Below are 20,502 nucleotides of genomic sequence, written 5' to 3'. Positions count from 1 at the left end.
TTACACTATCAAAAGGAAAATACTGCAAAAAAATCAATTTTTCAGCTGCTTTTTTCGAGGCATTATCTAAATCAAAAAATACAATAAACCTGATCATCAAATAATCTATTCATTATTTGAATACTCAATTTGGTTTATCAAAACAAGAATTTAATCATGCAAAAACACGAACGAAAATTAAAGTCAAAAACAAATTAGAATATGCCAACTAATCCAATTCCAGCTACTCCAATTCCTACGGCAAGGTATTATCCTCGATTATCTGAGGTAATTACCGTAGATGACTTACCGGAGTTTTTATCCTTTGTAGAAAATGGCTTAAATGACATTTTCAATAAAATTCATTACAAAAACTTACAATATTCAAAAGGATATCGCGGCGATTCGGCTTTTTACAGTCTTGATATTGTAACAAGCGAAAAACTCGCGATTCCCCTGCCATTTGGTTTAGGTCTGGTACTTAATCCAGATCTTGACGGCGATTCGTCTATTTCCTCTTTTCCAATTACATTAGAATACCAGTGGGAAATTTTAGCTTTTCTAAAAACCTTTAGTTCAAGCAATTTCTCTTTTTCAATAAAAGATTTTTATTCGGTAGGATTACAAGTTTTCCGCATCAGCGAAGAACAAGTTGTGGCCCACATGCTGAACATTTTTATTGAAGCTGAAGAAGGAAAAACAAAATACGAACAGCTTTTAGAAGATATTAATGATATTGAGAATTTAACTGGAGTACAAAAATTAGAATTCCCAGAAGGAACTGAACAATCTATTAATGCTGTAATCACGCTTATTAAAAACAATCCAGCAATTACAGAATCTATTTCGCTATTATTATTTGCAACTTATATCTTAAAATCAGATTTAAGCGCAACAAAACAAAAACTACAGGAATTCTACAACATTATTGTTCCTGATGGTATCGAAGCTCATATTAAAAGAATTATTACACCAAAGGCAAAAGCAACTTTAGCCTTAAGTGCCGGTATTGAGTTTCCTCAAAACATTTTAAAACCTGTTACAGATAAAGGTGAGTCTCTTCCAGATCCAACAGCAAAATCAATGTTTGTATTTGGCCAGGCACAATTGTATGCTGATACTGAAGAAGGAATTGGTTATCAATTAGAACTAGGCGGATCATTAAAACCGGAATATGCCATGATTGGCAATACGGGCTTAATTCTTCAATTAGATACTTTAAAAGTAGATTTAAGCAAAAAAACAAATATTCCTGAAGCTGATGCAGACGGGCGTCCAAACGATTTCGTTGGAGTTTATATGCGTGCCGTTTCAGTTACCCTGCCTTCAACATGGTTTAACAAAATTGAAGAAAATCCACTAAGTACAACTCCAACATTAAAAATTGGTGCTTCTGATTTATTAGTGGGTTCTGGCGGTCTTTCGGGAAATATTTATTTGGAGACAGTTCCAAGCTCAAATGGTGCTTTCAATTATTTCAATGACAAATTCAATTTTAATTACCCCATCACGATGTTCGAAAAAGATCAAAGTGGTGTGGCAAATAAAAAAGAAATTGCTGATTATGCCTCTTTACTTGTTTTTTTACAAGAATTAAATACTAAAAAAACTCCTTATGCATTTGATTATCCTTTATCGCTAACAACACTTTCTTCAGTAGTTTCGCCTATTGAACCTTCTACAACATATATTTTTACAGATGCTAAAGATTATCAGAACTTTTTATTGGAGTTGTATGATAATACACTTTGGAAAACAATTGGCTCGTCAAACAAAGGCTTCAAAATTGGTTTCAATAAGTTTGATATTTCATTTAAACAAAACAAAGTAATTGGTTCTAATATAAAGGGTGCTTTAGAAATTGAAAAATTCAAAAAGGGGAACGATGCTTTTAAAATAGATCTTGAAGGTCACTTACAAGATGATGGCGACTTCAACCTTACCGCTTCTTTCCCTAAAGAAAATAAGCCTACAGCAAACTTATTCGATCTCGTACAATTTGATTTCAACAGTTTCGAACTAGGAAAACAAGACGATGACTTTTATATAGGTACTTCATGTCATATTTCATTTCCTCAAGGTTCTTTAATTGGAAACCTTATGAAAGGTCAGGGATTTGACATCGAAAAACTTCGAATTTACAGTGATGGAAATATTGAAGTTGAAGGAGGCTCAATTCCTATTCCTATCAGTCTTTCTGTAAATCTTGGGCCTGTTCAAATGGCGGTTACCAACATCAGTTTTGGTTCAACTCAAATTAACGGCCGTAAATATAATTTCTGGGGCTTTGACGGAGCAATCAGCATCAACCCACTTGGAGTTGACGCACGTGGAGAAGGTGTGAAATTTTACTATCCTACGGATGGCAATGATGAAGACGATCGTAAAGCAAAATCTTTCCTAAGAATTCAAACTATTGAAGTTGATTTAATTATTCCGGGAACAGCTACAGAAGCTTCTGCAATGGCAATCATTAATGGTATGATTTCACTTCCTGAACCTGGAAAATCTCAAGAGTTTATTGGTGAAGTTGGTTTAAAACTGCCAAAAGCAAAAATCTCTGGTGGTGTTGGAATGCGCTTTATGCCAAAATACCCAGCATTCTTAATTGATGCTCATATCGAACTGCCTACTCCTATTCCACTTGGATTCCTTGCTATTTCTGCTTTTAGAGGTTTATTAGGGTTTAGATATGTTGCAACAAAAGAAGCTGCAGGATTGAAAAAAGATAACTCTTGGTATGAGTTTTACAAAGCTCCAAAACCAGGTATTAATATTAGAAAATTCAGCGGACCACCAGATTCTATGCAATACAATTCTCCGTTCTCTATTGGAGCCGGAGCTACTTTTGGAACCGTTGCAGACGGCGGACATGTATTGTCTTTAAGAGCAATGCTTTTATTATCTCTGCCTACGTTATTTTATATCGAAGCGGGATTAAATGTTGTTGCCGGACGATTAGGACTTATTGAAGATGATCCAAGTAATCCTCCATTCTTTGCAATGGTTGCATTTGGCGATGATTCATTAGAACTGGCAGCCGGAGCAGATTTTAGTATTCCAAAAGACAGCGGTGAAATCTTTAAACTTCATGCTTTATTAGAAGCCGGATTCTTCTTTAAAAATCAGAAACCGTGGTATGTAAATATCGGATCTCGAAAAGATCCAATTACTGCAGAAATTTTGACATTATTTACTGCCAAAGCCTTTATTATGCTTTCGGCTCAGGGAATTGAAGCCGGTGCCAGGTTAGATTTTAATTTACAGCAAAGTTTTGGTCCTGCTAAAGTAAGATTATGGGCTTACCTGGAACTTGGTGGAAAAATTTCTTTCAAGCGTCCGCAAATGGGCGGATATATTACGGCCGGCGGTGGTATTCAAATTAAACTTTGGATCATTAATGTGGAGATTGTTTTAGATACTATTTTCTCTGTAGAATCATTCAGACCATTCTTAATTTATGCTAAACTGGAGTTGAGTGTTCGTGTAAAAATTGGTTTTATAAGAGTCCGTAAAAACTTTGTAGTCGAAATTCAATGGGATATTAACAGAGTTGTTGATCGTACACCTTACAGTCCGCTCCCTAAAGGAACATTTGGTGATGGAGTTGACAACAGAACTTTAGAAAATGTAAAAGGTGTACACATGCTTACGAATCAAGCTTTTGCACTTGATTATTTCAAATCAAAAGATGAACTAGGACTAGGTTATAACGAAGATCAATTTGGGGAAGATGGATTACCTAAAGCAGAACTTATTACACAAGTAATTCCTTTAGATACGTACATCGATATTAAAATGGCAAAAGGAGTATTACCAAATCCTGAATTGTCTCACAAAATTGGAGGTTATACCGGAGATGCTAAAAACTATACCGATTTTATGCCTCCAAAAGACGATAATCCTAAAACAGCTAAGAAGCCACGTCAGGTTAAACATCAATATGCAATTAAATCTATTGGAATAAAATCTTGGAATGGTTCAGCATGGGAAGATTATCACCCATTTGAAGCTGTAAAAAATATAGATACAACCGAAGATTTAAGCAATTTACCTTGGGCACAATGGCAGAAAGCAATTGATCAATATGATAGTATTCGTGTATTAGGAACCAATCCATTCTCATTCTTAAGTGCAGCTGAACCTGGATGGCACGTTCCGGAACAATTCGGGATTACTTCGTCTAAATTATTCTGTCCTTCTGTGAAAATTGAGCCAAAACATACTGATTTCCTTAACAAACAAATTGGTTTACGCTATTATGTTCCATCTCAACATGAAGCAGATAAAATCAATGGATTGTTTTTTAAATTAATCGGAGAACTTTCAGAAATCACTGAAGATAATACAATTGAAGGTTTAGATTTTATGAGTATTTCGGGACAAACAAACCCGCATGGTTACAATAAATCTTTGTCTTTCAAAAACAATAATCAGTTAGAAGTTATTTTTCCGGATTCAGCAATTGAGCCGATTTTCCAAATAACAACTCAGGCGAAAGAAGTTGTCATAAAAGCCTTTACTGCTATTACTGAAAATAATGCAAAATCAGTTTCGTATAAACCAATTAAACTTAAAAAAACAGATACTGATACAGCCCAATATGATTTAACTTATACTAAAGCTGAATTGTTAAAATGCATAAAATTATTAAGTGAAGAAAATGAACCAATATCAAAAACTAAAATTGATAAAATTGTAATTATTCCTTTATCGCCTAATGCAAAACGTATTTATGAAATTAGAAATGAAATAGCCGCTTTATTTAACGAGACATACAGCAGCGAAACGGGTGAAGTTTCTATCTCTTTACCAGGTAATATGACTAAATATAATCAGTTATTAGCTGAATTAGCATCATTAAAAATTAATGCCGGAAATGATAATCCATCTATAGGTGCTCCAAATAAATTGACTTTTACCAATTATTATGGATATAAAGGAAAAAATATTTATGCTTTTGATAAAGTAATTAAATTCAATGACACCTACATTATTGCTTTTCATCCGAAAGTTGATACAACGGTTTTGTTACAAATTGATTCAAAAGGAGCTATTTTAAGAGAACGTTTGCTAAATGGAGTTGTTACTTCAATGCAGGTTGTAAATCATAATTTACTAATCACTCAGGCATTGAATGCGAAGCAATGTAAAGTAATTGGAGAAGCTATTGTTGATTTTGATCTTATTATTGGCTGTACATCGCCTATTGCTGCGATGACTATTACGGAGCTTGATGATGAACTGAATTTAACTTCTGGAGTACAGTATTTAAACAGTTATTCTTTAGGATTCAACAAAGTACTGCCTCTTGCAAATAACGAATTGCTTTGGGTTAATGCATTAGAAACCGAAACACAAATTAATTGGGTTAACGGAACCGATCGTACTCTTATTAAGCGTGTAAAAGTAAATGGAAGCGCCATTAAAGTACTGCAGCATAATGCTGCTGAGTTTAGTTTAGTTACTAAAGACAAAAAGATTATTCATTTTAATCTTAACACGAGTACAAATGCAATTGAGGTAATGGATACAAAGGTTATTTCTGATCCTTCAGTTTCTGAAATTATTGATGCTGTCGTTGCAAACGGAAAAGTTTTAGTTACCGTTAAGTTCACAGATGAAAAATTTGGTTTAGCTCAAATTACAGGAAATTCATTAGATATTGTAAAACAAGATACCGTTTTTGATTCTCCAATTTATTTATCAAACAGTACTCTGGCAGATAATTCGATTGTAGCTTATAACACGAAGTATCTATTTGTATTTAGTTCAGCATTAGTACTTACAAGATTAATTAAGAGAGGAAATGACTTAGAAAATGCATCAATTATTCATCTTCAAAATGAACCTTCTGAAAATGAGATTCTGATGCTTTCATCTAAACCAAAAGAAAAAGGTGTTTATTTTTCATTGTTTACTGATCAGTTTGATAATTGTTCTTTATATCCTGAACAAACAGTTACCATAACTACTTCTGCATCAGTCTTAACAACTGAAATGACAAGTGTAACAACAGCAGCATTAGTTGAAAAAGTAAATTATACAAGAGCTCCAAAAAATTCAAAATTAATTTCGGTTAATGAGATGATTTGTTCTAACGGAAATGCTGAAGAAGATCCTGAATTAGATTATACAACTTCAATTCAAAGTGTTGAATGGCTGAGTAAAGAAAGTTATTTCCATAATACAACCATTCCTGAAATAAAAGCTGTAGAAGACGATCGAGAAGCAATGAAAACTGCAGTAGAACATACTGTTCAGCCAATTTGGAGACCAAATACAACGTATTGTTTAGACTTCACTTTAACTGACACAGTAGATGACAAAGACACAAAAGATTTTAATTATTTCTATGGATTTAAAACTTTAGGACCAGTAGGTCATTATCCGGTTCCTGATAAACCAGTAAAGCCTAATGAACAGCCGCCAGTTAAAAACGAGTTGACTGAGTTGTCGAAATCGCCATTGACTTCATTAAGACAATATTTAGATTACAATCGCTCTTACCCAAATGCCGATGGAAGTTTATTGCAATCGAAACCTGCTTTTTATGGAAATGAACAATGCAAAGTTTCTTTGTTTTTTACAAATCCTTATGCATATCACATGTTTAAAGATTGGGGACCATATAATGATGAAGACGTACCTAAAATAAAAGGAAAAATAAATCTTTTTATTAAAGACCCGCTGACTGATTTGCTTATCGAATATCCGTTTAAAAATGAAGAAATAGCATATCCAAAACCAATTGAAACAATTAATGATTGGAAAGACGATAATGATCCTAGAATTCCATTAGGTATTCAATTGATAAACAATATTCTTACTGATAAATCAGCAATGAGATGTAGTTTAACTTGGGGCGATCCTATAAAACCAAAATCATATAGATACGAAGTAAAATTAACTGATTTAAAACCTTCTAAACTTTATACAGTTTTAGTAAATAACTTTTTTGATGATGCACAAAATGGAACTACCAGCTTAAGCAAAAACGTATTGGTACACCAATTTGGTTTCCAGACTTCTCGTTACAAAGATTTCAAAGAACAAATTGAAAGTTATTATTTAAGTGAAGATCAATCACAAAGAGCATTATATGATGTCAAACTTAATGTAGTTCAGGAACAAATTGACAGCCTATATCATTTGGTTTTCGCAGAAAATAAGGCTAACACATTAAGTGATTCGATGGCATCAAAATACCAGCATTCATTTGATCGTGCCATTGAAGGAATCTTAAAAATGTCTCCTCTTGATCCGGCACAAAATACCGAGATCAATAAAATTATCGACACAAATACTGGTAATATCATCGCTCTTTTAGTTCGTAATCCGGAGCCATTTAATATTCCTAAAATGCCTTTGGAAGAAATCAAGGATTCAATTCTAGTTGTTGATGAATCACTAAATCCTAAAACTGGATATAAAGTATTGCATTCTAAAGATTATTCACAGGCTTTAATTATGCTAAACAGCAAAATAATTCCAAAGGAAAACCTAAACATTCAGTTTGATTACAGAATGTGGAAAAATGGAGGAACAGCATTAACAGAATCTATTGTCAAGCAAAACATAGAGGTACAACTATCAGAAAATACAAATCTTTAAAAACAAGAAAAAAATGAGTTCTATAAATCTTCAGGAAAGCCAACTCTCTGGCTGCGAAAAATATATAGCAATCGTTGTTGACGAATCGGGTTCGATTAGCTCCAATGAAGCACAGCAAATTAGAGGCGGGCTGACTTCATTTATCAATTCTCACTCCCAAAGCAACATCACACTTTCATTAATCGGAATGTCTAACAGCGATACTGCTGTTAGACCCGATAATGTTATCCAGAAAAAAATTGCAGATAACAAACAGGACTTTTTAAACTGGATCACTTTATTTGGTCAAGGCAGAGTTACTGTTCAGTCTGATTATTGGGCTTCTGGTTTAAATGAAGTCAGGAATCTGGCTGTTACTCCTGATATTGTTTTTGTTGTAACAGATGGTGTTCAGGTAAACAATTCTCAATTCTTAAAAGATATATTCACAGAGTTAAACTTAAAATCGCAGGTTTTTGTTTATGGTGTTACAAGTGAAATTGGAAGCGAAAATGAGTTAACAACTCCGTTAAATACGTTTTTGGGAAGAACGCCAAAATTAAAATCAGATAAACTTACTGCTTTAGATTCAGATTACCTTAGGGTTACTGATTTCAGCACTTTAGAGGCAGAATTAAATCAACTTATTACTGATTTGAACAATGCTCAAACGGGCTGTATTTCGAATGTAAGTATTATTGAAAATAAAATTGTTTACCCAGTTTTAAAGAAAGGCAAAAAAGTAAAGGAAGCAGCCGGAACTTTAACTCTTAGAAACAAAAGCCGCATTCCGCTTACATTAAGTGCAGGAACAAGAATTCATCAAAAAAGCAGTTTAAATGGTTTAATTTTTAGGTTTCAAAATGCTGTTACAATTCCTGGATCGGCTCAGGTTGATGCTGCGATTCTAATTGAAGGAAAACCATTAACTCTTGGAAATTCTACGGCTCCAATTTTTCTGGACAACGTTAAAAATAATGCCGGATTCAGCATTAACTTTAATGTTGGTAAAGGATCTGCTGTAATTGATATTGATAACTTAAAAACAAATCTGCAGTCTACTTATTTGCAAATTGCAGCTGCCGGATCGAGAGGAGTTGACAGTACAAAAGGAATTCACCTTCGCTGGATGCTTACTGGAAAATTAGGAGAAAAACATCTTCCAAAGGGGGATTTATATACAGGTGATATATTAAATCACAATAAACCTGATGACTTCGTAAAAGTTTACAGAGCTCCTTACATCAAGAAAACTCATGTTTTAGATTTAAGTGAAAAACCAAATGTTGTTGATAATCAAAAAGCATTATGGATTTATAAACCTGCCAATTCAACAAGATCAATTTATGTCACTTTTCATAATATAACAAAATATAAATCGGTTAAACTTGCTATAGATCCGCTGGTTAATCCTGCTGATTTTATTCAGGCGTATGGAAATAATTTGATCGAAATTGAAAATAAATCTGAATTATTTTTTGCTGCTGAATTGAACTTTTCATCTGTAAACACTTCGAGCAAAGTAAGATTAGAAACTTTATCTGTTGCCGAAAATAATTTTATTGCAGAAAAAAGAGTTTCAAATCGTAAAACGTATTCTTCATCTCAAATAGACAATATTCGTTTGGTTTCTGAAAACGGAAAAAGTATCCGATTGAAAGTTGATAAATGTCTTTTACATTCAATAAGTTTTGAGTTTTATTCAGATTTTATCACGCAGGCAAATACAACTGGAGACTGGACTTTAAAAGGAAAGTATGCACTAAGCAATGACGACACTAAAGTTTTTGAACAATTAGAACCTAAACTAAATGCCGTTCACGGAAAATGGTTAAAGTATAATGAAGATGACTATGTAAATATTGCTAATTATAAGCATAAATGGAATAGGCCAACGAATACAAGTGACATTACTGATCACAACATTAAAGAAATCCTTAATCAATATATCCTTTTAAGTAAAGATATAAATAACCCAACTGCTAGTAAAGATATTCCTTTTGGTGATCGTGTTCCTGTAAATGAACCCAAAAACGGTGAACCTCAAGAATACGCTGAAAACTTAACCGAAGTATCTTATTTGGATCTTTTAAACATTGCAGCAAATGATTATCATATTGCGCGTATGTTAGGTTTGGGATGCATTGACATGGATGACGAAGTTTTATCTGGAGAATTTGTTTATCTAACAGAATATACAACTTTGGGTGATTTGGACGGCGCTGGAGCAAAAGAAAGACAGCATCTTTCTATGAGTATTCCAACATCTTTAAACACAGAACGTCAGTCTCTTCCTGTGCAGTTAAATAAAATTGTTCCGGGATTAAATATGGATTCTGATGAAAGTCAGACTGCAAATATTACAGATCCAGAAGGATACAGTTTTGATGGAAAGAAAAGATACGTAAGTTTATTTATGGATGATGTCATGGATTATGACGTTAGTGAAGATGATAAAGATTTCTTTAAATCTCCAGAAGAATATGATGGAAGTACTTTTACATTTCCTGTTTACGTAGGAGTTGATTATAAAGTTGAAGAGTTGGATGACAATTGGGTAAAACCGGAATTATCACATGATGTAGAATACAAAAATGTCAATAAAAATCTTGAAGAATCGAATTATGAGTCTGTACCAATTATTATTCCTGAATCTGGAAAATCGATTATAAATATCCGTCAGAAAGAAGTAGGCGAAAAAAATTATATCTACCAGGGATATGGTATTAATATTTTCTCCAGAGCAACAACAGGAAGACAAATAAGTATTAAATCAGATATTAAACCGGCAAACAATTTAATGCCGCCAAGTAATATCAACTCACTTTTAATTACAGACGAAAGTCCTTTAATGTTTACTTCAGCTTCTGAACAAGAACGTCTTGGCAAGATTACAGGAACTGATAAAACATTAGTTAGAATATTGTTTGATTATTACTCCGCTCAGGAATTGACAAATTATACTCTTCCTGCAGATATGTCTGCTGAAACAGCAGAAACTGACGTAAACAGTATTTATCCTGATAGTGAAGAAATATTTGCAGATCATTTTAAACTGTATTACAAAGATGGACTTCCAGAAGTTGAATATGCTGCTATTGATGACATTATTGATAATGGCACAGATAATTTAACTTCGATTGTTAAAATTAAAGAATATAAAGTCTTAAGCAGTGGTCAGGAAATTAAAATCTCATTAACAGATGACAACAAAGAAAAGTATGATGGAGGAATCCTGACTATTGGAGATCAAAATTATATTGTAAAAAGCATCGAAGTTGTTACTAAAACAGTAGGTCTTGATAAAGTATTTGATTATGCATTAATTGAAGTCCTGAAAAAAGAAGTTAGCGACAGTGTTCATGCTGATGGAGATGCCACGATAGATTCTGATCAAATTAAATCAATTCAGATGCCTGAAAACAGATTGTGTACTCTTGTACAAAATATGCAGTCATCTTGTAACTGGCATAAACCGGGAATTGATTTTAAAGTTGAATACCCAGCTTATCTTAATGAGATTCATCGTGAAGTTATTCAGCCCAAAAGTAACAATACAAAAGATTTACAACTGGAAAAAACTAGAGGGTTCTGGAAACCAGCTGTAATTGAGAGGGTTTTAGAAAAATCTTATGAAATGAATGCCGATGGGTCATATAAATTAGATGTAAACGAAGATGTTATTCCATTAGCAGAAGATGATAAGAAGCACTTGGGATTATACAAAATCACTTTTCCTGGTTTTAATTTACCTCAACATCCTCAATATAAAGCTGGAAACGAAAACTCAGTAGAATGGTTTAATGGTATTGTCCGTTTGTTTAGAAAAAGTTCTGTAAAAGCTGGAAGTACAATCCACGTAGAATCACGAAAAGAATTTAAAGTTGTTCGTGTTGAAAAAGAAGATTTAACTGGAGATTTAGTTTTAACTATAAATGATACTGACTTTAAACTGGGTAATTTCATAGATCAGACAATACATCCTGATTATGATGAAATCATTGTTGGAAATCAAGATGTAAATTATTATCCAAGTTACAGAGTTTACCTGTACGCAGATTCTGCATCTGGAATTAATGAACAAAATATTCAGCCAAGAGCAAATGAAAGTACACACTACTCTATTTTCGGAATCAGCACACGTGCTGTAAGACCAAATTTGAAATACAAATCAAAGATTAGTATTCCTAGTCCGATGTATGCTGTTAAAATTGAAAAACCAGAAAAACCAGAAGAGGTAAAATGCGAGAGTTATTATGCTACAAGACCTGATTTTTATAATCGTTCGACTTTCACTTTTACAACAAGATATAAAAAAGACCGCAAACCTTATGGAGCATTGCATTACAGAGCCAATGAAGAAAGCTTCTTAAATGTTCTGTATGAAAGAGAAACTATAAAAACGATTCGTGAAGAACTACAAAAACTTGGCGGAAACGATGAAGTAAATTTTAGAGACAGATGGAAAAACTTTTTAAACTTTAATGAACTTAAAACAGATGGTCAGTATAAAACCTTTCCGCAAAATGATCCTGAAGGCTTTGGTTTCCCATTACCAGATAATGAAGAATTAAAAAATCTGATTAACGATTTTATTAAATGGCATAATAAGACACAAAAACCTGTAATTGAAGCTTTAGAAATTGATAGTTTAACTTCATTAAATCAAATCTTAATTCTTAAAGGTGAGGAGCTTGAATCAGATATGTTGGCTATCCATTTTATCGAAGAAGCTATTCAGTCAGCCTTTGTTCCTTTAACAGAAGTACCGGTTATTTATGAACACATTAAAGGAAAAACGTATACTCCAACTAATAAAAAACAAACTATTAAAGATAAAAATGGTCATGCCTTAAAACCAACTGATACTGATTTTGACATTGCTCCAATGATGAAAATCTTAAACGAAACTGAAAATATTACGCAGTTCACCGATTTTAATCTTGATGGAAATTCGCAGAGTATTTATTTCTACGCTGTTCGCGAAATGGACATTAAAATGAATTTCAGCCAATTTAGTGATCTTTTAGGGCCTGTTAAATTGGTTTCTTCAACTCCGCCTAAAATGCCGGAAATAAAGAGAATTATGCCAATTCTTGAAAATCAGGTTTTAGGGATTAAACCGGCTATTCAGTTTGAATTAAATGCTTATCTCCCGACATCCAACATTAAGAAAATTAATATCTATCGTGCTAAATCAATGCAGGAAGCACAATCGATAAGAACAATGACTCCGGTTAAAGAAGTTTTAATTGATGAAGAAACTTTGTCTAATGAATTTGATAATGTCTGGACGGTTTATGACGAATTTGAAGATTTGGAATCTGTTCCGTTTGGAGATGGTCTTTTTTACCGAATTACGGTTTCAAGAGAAATCGAATATGAAGATTCTAGTTCGACTGAATTAAACCCAATCGTTAATATTGATTATGCTCCTTCGCAGCCATCAAAAATTACGGCTACTATAATTGCAGATAATGTTTCGCCAGAATCTCCAGTATTAGAAGCTTCGGGAATCGAAACCGGAGCAAACGGAGAAATCTTTAAACCCGTAATTTTTAGCTGGGAAAAAACAGTTCATAATGGTAAATATCATTTGTATAAAATGAATAACCAAGGCAACTGGGAGAAAATTCACGAGAAAGCATCTAATGAAATTATTGTGAATTTACCTCTGCAGGAAACTAAACTGGGAACAGATCAATTAGTAATTAAAAATGAAGATGGTGAAAGAATTTACCATCACTTCAAAGTAATTTCTGAAAACTCATCAGGCATGTTCAGCAGCGAAGAAAAAATTCTAACTCTTTAAACCAAGAAATACCAATGACTAACCTCATTGGTATTTAAATCAGGTTTTACTCAACAAACATTTAAAGCAAGAAATAAAATTAAATAACATGGCAACAAGCAGAAATGACTTTCACAGCAAATTCAATAATGGAGATATTCCGTCACATGCTGATTTCGTCGAAATTTTTGACAATTTCGTTCACAGACAAGATGACAAAGCCGATTTTCAAATGGTTGAAACTGGTACATCTAACGAACATTATATTACTCCCGCACTCTTAAGATCTGTTTTTCAAAATTCAGGAATTATATCCGGTAACTGTTACTTCCCTTTAAAAGAGTATCAAGATGATTTCACCGGCTCATTAATCGAATTAGAACATCCGCCTATTGAAAACAGCGTTAAAGTATTCAAAAACGGACAATTATTAGGGGAAGATGAAGATTATGTATTAGACTATGATCTTGCAAAAATTAGTTTCCCTGAGGGAATTATCGACAGAAATATTGAAATCAATTATTGGTATCAGAACATGAATCCAATTTTGGAAGATTCTGATTCAATGTATGGAAAATCTTCTATTCCGTTTAAAGAAAATTTTAGTGCCGATGTTTTTAGCAGTGATACTATTGCGCTGCAAAACAAGCCTCTAAAATACAGTGTGAAAATTTACAAAAATGGGCAGTTACTTAGAGAAGATAAAGACTATTCAATAGTTGACGGGACCAATGTCATTACATTTTCTGAAACAATAAGCAACCGTAACATTGAAGTAGATTATTGGTTTGCAAGTTCAATATCATTGAATGATCAACAATTAAAATCAAAATATGTTGATTTAAAAACAAATCAAAGTATTGATGGAAATAAAACTTTTACCGGAGATACACAAAGTAAAAGTTTCATTAAAACTGGCGGGGCTTCTAACCAATATCTTATGGCAGATGGCTCGGTTTCTACCTCTACAGCTTCTGATTATGACGCAGGACATTCTGGTTTTGATATGTTAACAACAAGCGGTTATCAAAAACTTAGTAACGGGTTAATATTACAATGGGCTTATTTAACGTCAGGAAGTGTAAGCTACAGTTTTCCTCTTGCCTGGCCAGTGGGAGCATTTAGTGTCGTTTTATCTACTATTAGAGATTCTTCTGGAAATAAAGGTTTTAACCATGTCGCTAATCTTTCAAAAACATCATATCAAGCGATTATTGACGGTAACTACGGTTTCATGTTTGCAATTGGACGTTAATCTAAAATTTAAAATAAAAAAATTATGTATAAAGGAACATACAACGAAGTTGGAGAATACACAGGATTTTATGTTGAAGGGATTCATGAAAATATTCCCCAGCCAAATATTGAATTAACTACAGAAGAATGGCAGCAAGCGTTATCTAAAAATTACAAGGTAATTGATGGAAAACATACCTTTTCTGCTTTCGTACAGAACGAGGATACTATTTTAGAAAATCTAAGAACAACCAGAGATACATTGTTAACTAATAGTGACTGGACTCAACTAGGTGATTCTCCTCTTTCAAAACAGAAAAAAACAGAATGGAAAAACTACAGACAAGCATTAAGGGATTTAACTAGTCTCGATGACTTAACGTCTATTGTTTGGCCTACACAACCATCATAATAAAAACAATTGTTCAATGACTTTCTAATGGTTTTTAGAAAACAAAAGACAACATTATTATTTATTAAAACATAATGTATGGAAGAAAATACAACATATAAACCTTTTAATTATTTAGATAATTACACTCCTATAGAAGGTGAGGTGGTTTTTTATAATACAGAAAAAACATTAGCGGTTAAAAAGAATGATTGTTCGAAAGAAACAGCTGGAAATCTTATGACTTTAACTGCTGGTGCAAATAAATTTGTATCTACTGAAAGTATAGCAGATGCAAATGAACAAGCCGAATCATGGCTTAGAGCGAATGTACAGGCTTATGCCAACAATGAAGGAATTTGCAGTATTAGAGAAACGGCTTGGCGTGGTGCAAATCCTTCATGTGTAATCGAACCACCAACTACATTACAGTCTTTCGATTACATGGTAATCAGATACAAGTGGGCATTAGGTGCAGGTCGAGATTTAGATACTTTTACAGGATTTGTCAGTACAGGAACACAGTGGGATAACAAATATATGGGATTTGGTCACGGTCATGGAACTGAGTTACCAAACAACAATATAGTTACTGAATCATATATTATGTATGCAGGAGATAATCGAGAAAATAATGGTGTCGAGGCCTGCTTGATTAATTTCGACAAACTGACTTCTGATAATAATTCATTAAAATCGATTCCGGTTAGAATGGCTGGCGCATGGTATGGTCAAATTGGAACAGGAAACATAGATATTGAGATAACAACTTTTTCAGGAGGAACTATGGAAAAATCAGGATTTGATTTTATTAACGTAGATGGCTCTCAAATACAACAACTCAATTTTTCTAAAAATATACCTCAACCTCCTACTTGGGTAAACGATGTAAATCAGGTTACAAACATTGGATATATTACATATAATGTGGACTCTTCAACAGCAAAAGTCGTAATAACTTATTAAACAACATGGCAAATACAGGATATAAATCTTTTACTTTATTAGAGAGATACTATAAAGACGATGGCTCTTCTACTGGAGATACAAAACCAAATGTGGTAACAGATCCAGATTATATTGCACCCTTTTTAGATACAACAAACTGTCCTCCTAGTGCACGATATTATAATACAGAACAAACTAAAACTGTAACAAAAAACAGCTGCGCTGTGGGTGAAGCTGGTACTGAAATTACTCTCACTGCTTATACAAATCAGTTTGTATCTGATATTAGTATTACTGACGCAAATAACCAAGCTATTGCCTGGCTGGAAGAAAATGCTCAAGTCTATGCCAATAATTTAGGGACGTGTATACTTAATACCCCAATTATCTCCAGCAGTCTTTCAAGTGACGGAATGACCATAAATTTATCATGGATTGTTCCACATGATGATGTAAAAATTACAGGGTATCAATTATATAGAACTCTTGATTTAAATGGTGATTGGTTACCATACAGATCTATAAATATTCCAGACCTAAAATCATTTTCAGATACCTCACTAGCAGCCAATACTACTTATTATTATAAGGTTGTAACAAGAAGCGATGCAGGTTTGTCAACACCAAGTAATGTCACTTATCAAACAACAGGTGATAGTTCTGCAGGAGGACCAGGCGGCGGCGGAAGCTGTTTCGTTGAAGGTACATTGATTACGCTTCCAGATGGTTCTAAAAAAGCTATTGAAGAATTACATCTGGAACAACTGCTTCTTTCTGCCGAAATTGAAACATTAATTGATACCAATAATGCTAGTGAGTTATATAAATGGTCTTCTGACTCCTTATTAGAAAGAAGAATAACATCGCCAATTACTAAATTGACGCAAAAAGATGCTTACAAAACAATAATTGTAAACGACGGATTGTTAGAGGCTACTCCAACTCACTTACAGCTTATTCAACGTGATGGTTTGTGGAGATTTATCTCTCTTGGAGACATTCAGGTTGGAGATAATTTGTACTCTATTAACAATGAAATAATTCCGGTTACATCAGTTAAAATTAATTTAGAGAAAAGACGAATATTTCCTTTAACATTGAATCCATTTCATACCTATTTCGCAAATGGAATTTTAACTCACAATTATAAAGAGGGAGAAGGGAATTCAAATCCATAAACCAGAACATTTTTATTCTTAAATCTATAACATTTTCAAATTCGGCTTCATAAATTTTATTAAACAGATTTTAAATTCAAAAATTGAATCGAATTTATAATGCCGGATTTGGAATCAAAAATGCTATCAATATAAATCAAATTAAATGGGTTCACTAATACAAAATACTATTTTTGGAAAATCCAATTATAAAATAAATACATACATAGGCGGTATAGGCGATATAATTACTACGCCGGCACTTTTGGCAGCTAAATTGGGTATTTCGGCAAACCGTATTAAAATGTTCCGCATTTCAGACAACAATATTGAATGTGCCATTATTGGCGGAACTTATATAATTCCGTCTGGAGCATTTCATAGTAATTCAAAAATTACATCATATAATGATAAAGAAGGATTAGTTAGCACTATAAATAGTCAAGCCTTTCGTTTTACAAGTAACCTAACCGAAGTCAACTTTCCAAACGTTACAACTATTAAAGAGTATTCTTTTCAGGAATCGAAAATTTCTGCTGATATAAATTTTCCAAATTGCACAACTGTTGAAACAAATTCATTTACCTTTTTAAAAGGAACAGGTGTTTTAAATTTCCCTTCGTTAACTAATATTGCCATTAATTCTTTTATTTCACCAAACGGTATTTATACGATCAATGTTCCTTTGTCATTAATGACTATTAATAACGGAAAACCTCATTCTGAACTGACTGACTCACGCCTTGGCAAAACAACTATAAATTACATTGGCTACGTTCCTGACAATTCATATAATACTGAAATTGGTAACGTTGCAAATATTGTCACTTCCAGAAGTATTTTGGCTAATACGATCGGGATTGGTTCTGGCGGAATTGTTAATTTTCAAATTATTGGCAGTAATATCAGGTTTAAAATTCTTGATAACTATGTATTGAAACTTTCTTTATTTGAATTTAAAAAAAGTATTACATATTATGATGATTCTATTGGAGGATTTGTTTCTGATATCAGTAACGATGCATTTAATCAGTCCACTATCCAATGGGCAAAATTTTATGGAATTACAAAGATTAATGGTAATAATATTATAAGAGACACATCAACTGTTACAAGTTTTGAAATGCCTAACTTAATAACTTTTAATGCCGATTATTTTGGGCGAAATTGCGAAAATTTAACGACCCTATCTTTTCCTAATTTAACAGCTATAACCAGTGTTTCTGCTTTCTATGCAGATGCTAATGGTATTAAAAATTTTTATTTCCCAAAATGCCGACAATTAGGACCGAATGTTTCTCAAAATTCTGTTTTTTATTTATGTAAAACTGGCAGTATCATAACCGTAAATGCATTTTTACAAACCTGCAATTCCGGTTTACCAGATGGTGATCTTCAATATGCTATCTCTTCCAGAGGAGCATCAGTCAATTACATTTCATAACAAGATAAAATCAATATATAAATATTTAGTAAATCATATAACATGGATACAAATTATAACAGAATAAAAGTAGCTGATTTAGAAAAAAATGAACCTGACAAAATCTTAACTACAAACTCTAGTGGTGAATTAGAATTTAATGATGTTAATAATATTAAAACTGATAGTTATAATGCGTTAGATTATACTCAGGAAGGTAAATCATTAGATGCCAGACAGGGTAAAGTTTTAAAAGATTTAATTGATAACATTAAAGACACTCTTAAAACTTATTTTGATACACTATATTTAGGAATTTCTAACGATCAGACTGTATCGGGAATTAAAACATTCCTTGCTGGCAAACTAGGTTTAAGAAATGCTGCAAATACTTTTACTTCATTTTTTACGAATGCAAATACAGCATCAAGAACTTATACGTTACCAGATAAAAACGGTACCGTATTACTAACATCAGACATTACTGGAAGCTCCAATTTTATTCCTAAATATAGCGCAAGTGGAACCTCTTTAGGTAATAGTAGAATTGTAGACACTGGTTCAAAAATTTTAATTGATAATTATCAGGTTGCGGAATTAGATTTACAATTTAATTCTATAAAAAGAGAAAACAGTATTGGCTCTGAATCAGCTTCTTCGGGTTTTGATGGAACAGATTTTATTCTAAAAGGAGGTAATGCAAGTAATTCTCAAGGACATAATAGTATAAGAAAAATGTCTGCAGGATTTCCAACCTATCCAAGTAGTGTTTTCTCTTCCAATTACTCTGACAATGTTTACGCATGTGCAGGAACAGTTATGTATAAATTAGATAGGCTTTCTGGTGTTTTTTCAGTTTATGCTACAGGTTTAGCCACTGGAAATAATATGTGGGGAGGTTGTGAGTCCCCAAATGGTGATGTTTATTACATTAATCAAGCGAGAAATATATTTAAACAAACAAGTGGTGTCGGTGCCTTTGTTTTATATGCATCATTACCTTCTGGGTTTTATGGCACTGGAATTACGATTACACCTAACAACGATATTTATGCCTGTACTTTTGGGACAGGTGGCAAAATCTATAAACAAACAAATAGTACTGGTTCTTTTGTAGACATTGGAGAAACTTCTCGTAATTATATATCATTAACTTCAGATTTAAACAATAATATTTATGCTGCAGAAGGAGGAAGTACATTTTTAGGAGGAAGTAGCGGATATTTATACAAACAGACTAATAGTAATGGCACTTTTGTTCAAATGGATAGTACTTTACTACTTTGGAACGGAATTGTTTGGGATCGAATAGCAGGAGATTTGTATTGTTCATCAGGAACTGGTCTCTATAAATTTGCGAATGGTTCTGGCTCTGCGATAAGTCAAAATGCTTCTTTTGGATTTGCCTGCGGAAGTTTAGCATTTTACAAAACAATTCTTTTTACAGCCTGGATGAATACATCAAATGGTTCACAAGACATCTATAGTTACAATATTAATTCAGTTGGCTTACCTAATTTGAACGGAGGAATTTTAAAACAAAAAGCTGGAATTGGAAAAGGCACCGGTCAATCGAGAATTCAATTTATAACAGGTCAAAAAACAGCATCAGGAACAAATTTACAAACCGAAACATTAAGATGTTACATTGATGAAAATGGCTACTTAGTTTGGTTAAACATGCCAACTTATGCAGATAACTCTACAGCCATTGCCGCAGGTCTTCCAGTAGGATGTGAATACAAAACGGCAACTGGAGATCGTAAAATTGTTTACTAACTACTTACTAAAATGTAAAACTTACGTATGATGCAAGATATAAATTCCCATCATCTTATTAAATTATAATAAGAGACAAAATGATGAGATAACAGTAATAAATGCAGCATACACGATAATACAATTCTTTAATGAATACTTCTTCAATTACAATTGAAAAAGCAAATTTCCTTTTTACACAAGAACCAGCACTACAACATTTTAT

8 protein-coding genes are annotated in these 20,502 nt (G+C 33.0%); all 8 read left to right on the top strand.

From position 1 onward, the window contains the following. Window positions 1-201 precede the first annotated feature (201 nt). Complete coding sequence (locus BUE10_RS17255) at window positions 202-7,593, top strand: hypothetical protein (protein WP_073487092.1); 7,392 nt, start codon at window positions 202-204, stop codon at window positions 7,591-7,593. A 13-nt stretch (window positions 7,594-7,606) separates the two neighbouring features. Then, window positions 7,607-13,384, top strand: coding sequence for a vWA domain-containing protein (locus BUE10_RS17250; RefSeq protein WP_073487090.1), 5,778 nt, complete (start codon window positions 7,607-7,609; stop codon window positions 13,382-13,384). Between the two features lie 88 nt (window positions 13,385-13,472). Then, window positions 13,473-14,618, top strand: a complete 1,146-nt coding sequence (locus tag BUE10_RS17245; RefSeq protein WP_073487088.1) for a gp53-like domain-containing protein — start codon at window positions 13,473-13,475, stop codon at window positions 14,616-14,618. A gap of 24 nt (window positions 14,619-14,642) precedes the next feature. Then, on the top strand, window positions 14,643-15,011 hold the full coding sequence (locus tag BUE10_RS23710) for a tail fiber assembly protein (protein ID WP_083598139.1): 369 nt from the start codon (window positions 14,643-14,645) through the stop codon (window positions 15,009-15,011). A 78-nt stretch (window positions 15,012-15,089) separates the two neighbouring features. Beyond that, a complete protein-coding gene (locus BUE10_RS17235) occupies window positions 15,090-15,956 on the top strand; it encodes a DUF5977 domain-containing protein (RefSeq protein ID WP_073487086.1) in 867 nt (288 codons plus the stop codon). Between the two features lie 5 nt (window positions 15,957-15,961). Then, complete coding sequence (locus tag BUE10_RS17230) at window positions 15,962-17,116, top strand: DUF5977 domain-containing protein (protein WP_073487084.1); 1,155 nt, start codon at window positions 15,962-15,964, stop codon at window positions 17,114-17,116. A gap of 145 nt (window positions 17,117-17,261) precedes the next feature. After that, the gene (locus BUE10_RS17225; protein ID WP_073487082.1) at window positions 17,262-18,539 is read left to right on the top strand and encodes a leucine-rich repeat protein; all 1,278 of its coding nucleotides are present in this window, start codon (window positions 17,262-17,264) and stop codon (window positions 18,537-18,539) included. 42 nt (window positions 18,540-18,581) lie between these two features. Then, window positions 18,582-20,297, top strand: coding sequence for an NHL repeat-containing protein (locus tag BUE10_RS17220; protein ID WP_073487080.1), 1,716 nt, complete (start codon window positions 18,582-18,584; stop codon window positions 20,295-20,297). The last annotated feature ends 205 nt before the right edge of the window (window positions 20,298-20,502 follow it).

The organism is Flavobacterium sp. CF108 (genome assembly GCF_900129795.1).
In the GTDB taxonomy this organism is placed as follows: domain Bacteria; phylum Bacteroidota; class Bacteroidia; order Flavobacteriales; family Flavobacteriaceae; genus Flavobacterium.
Note: the sequence above shows the minus strand (reverse complement) of the source record. Positions and strands in the feature narration are given on the sequence as shown.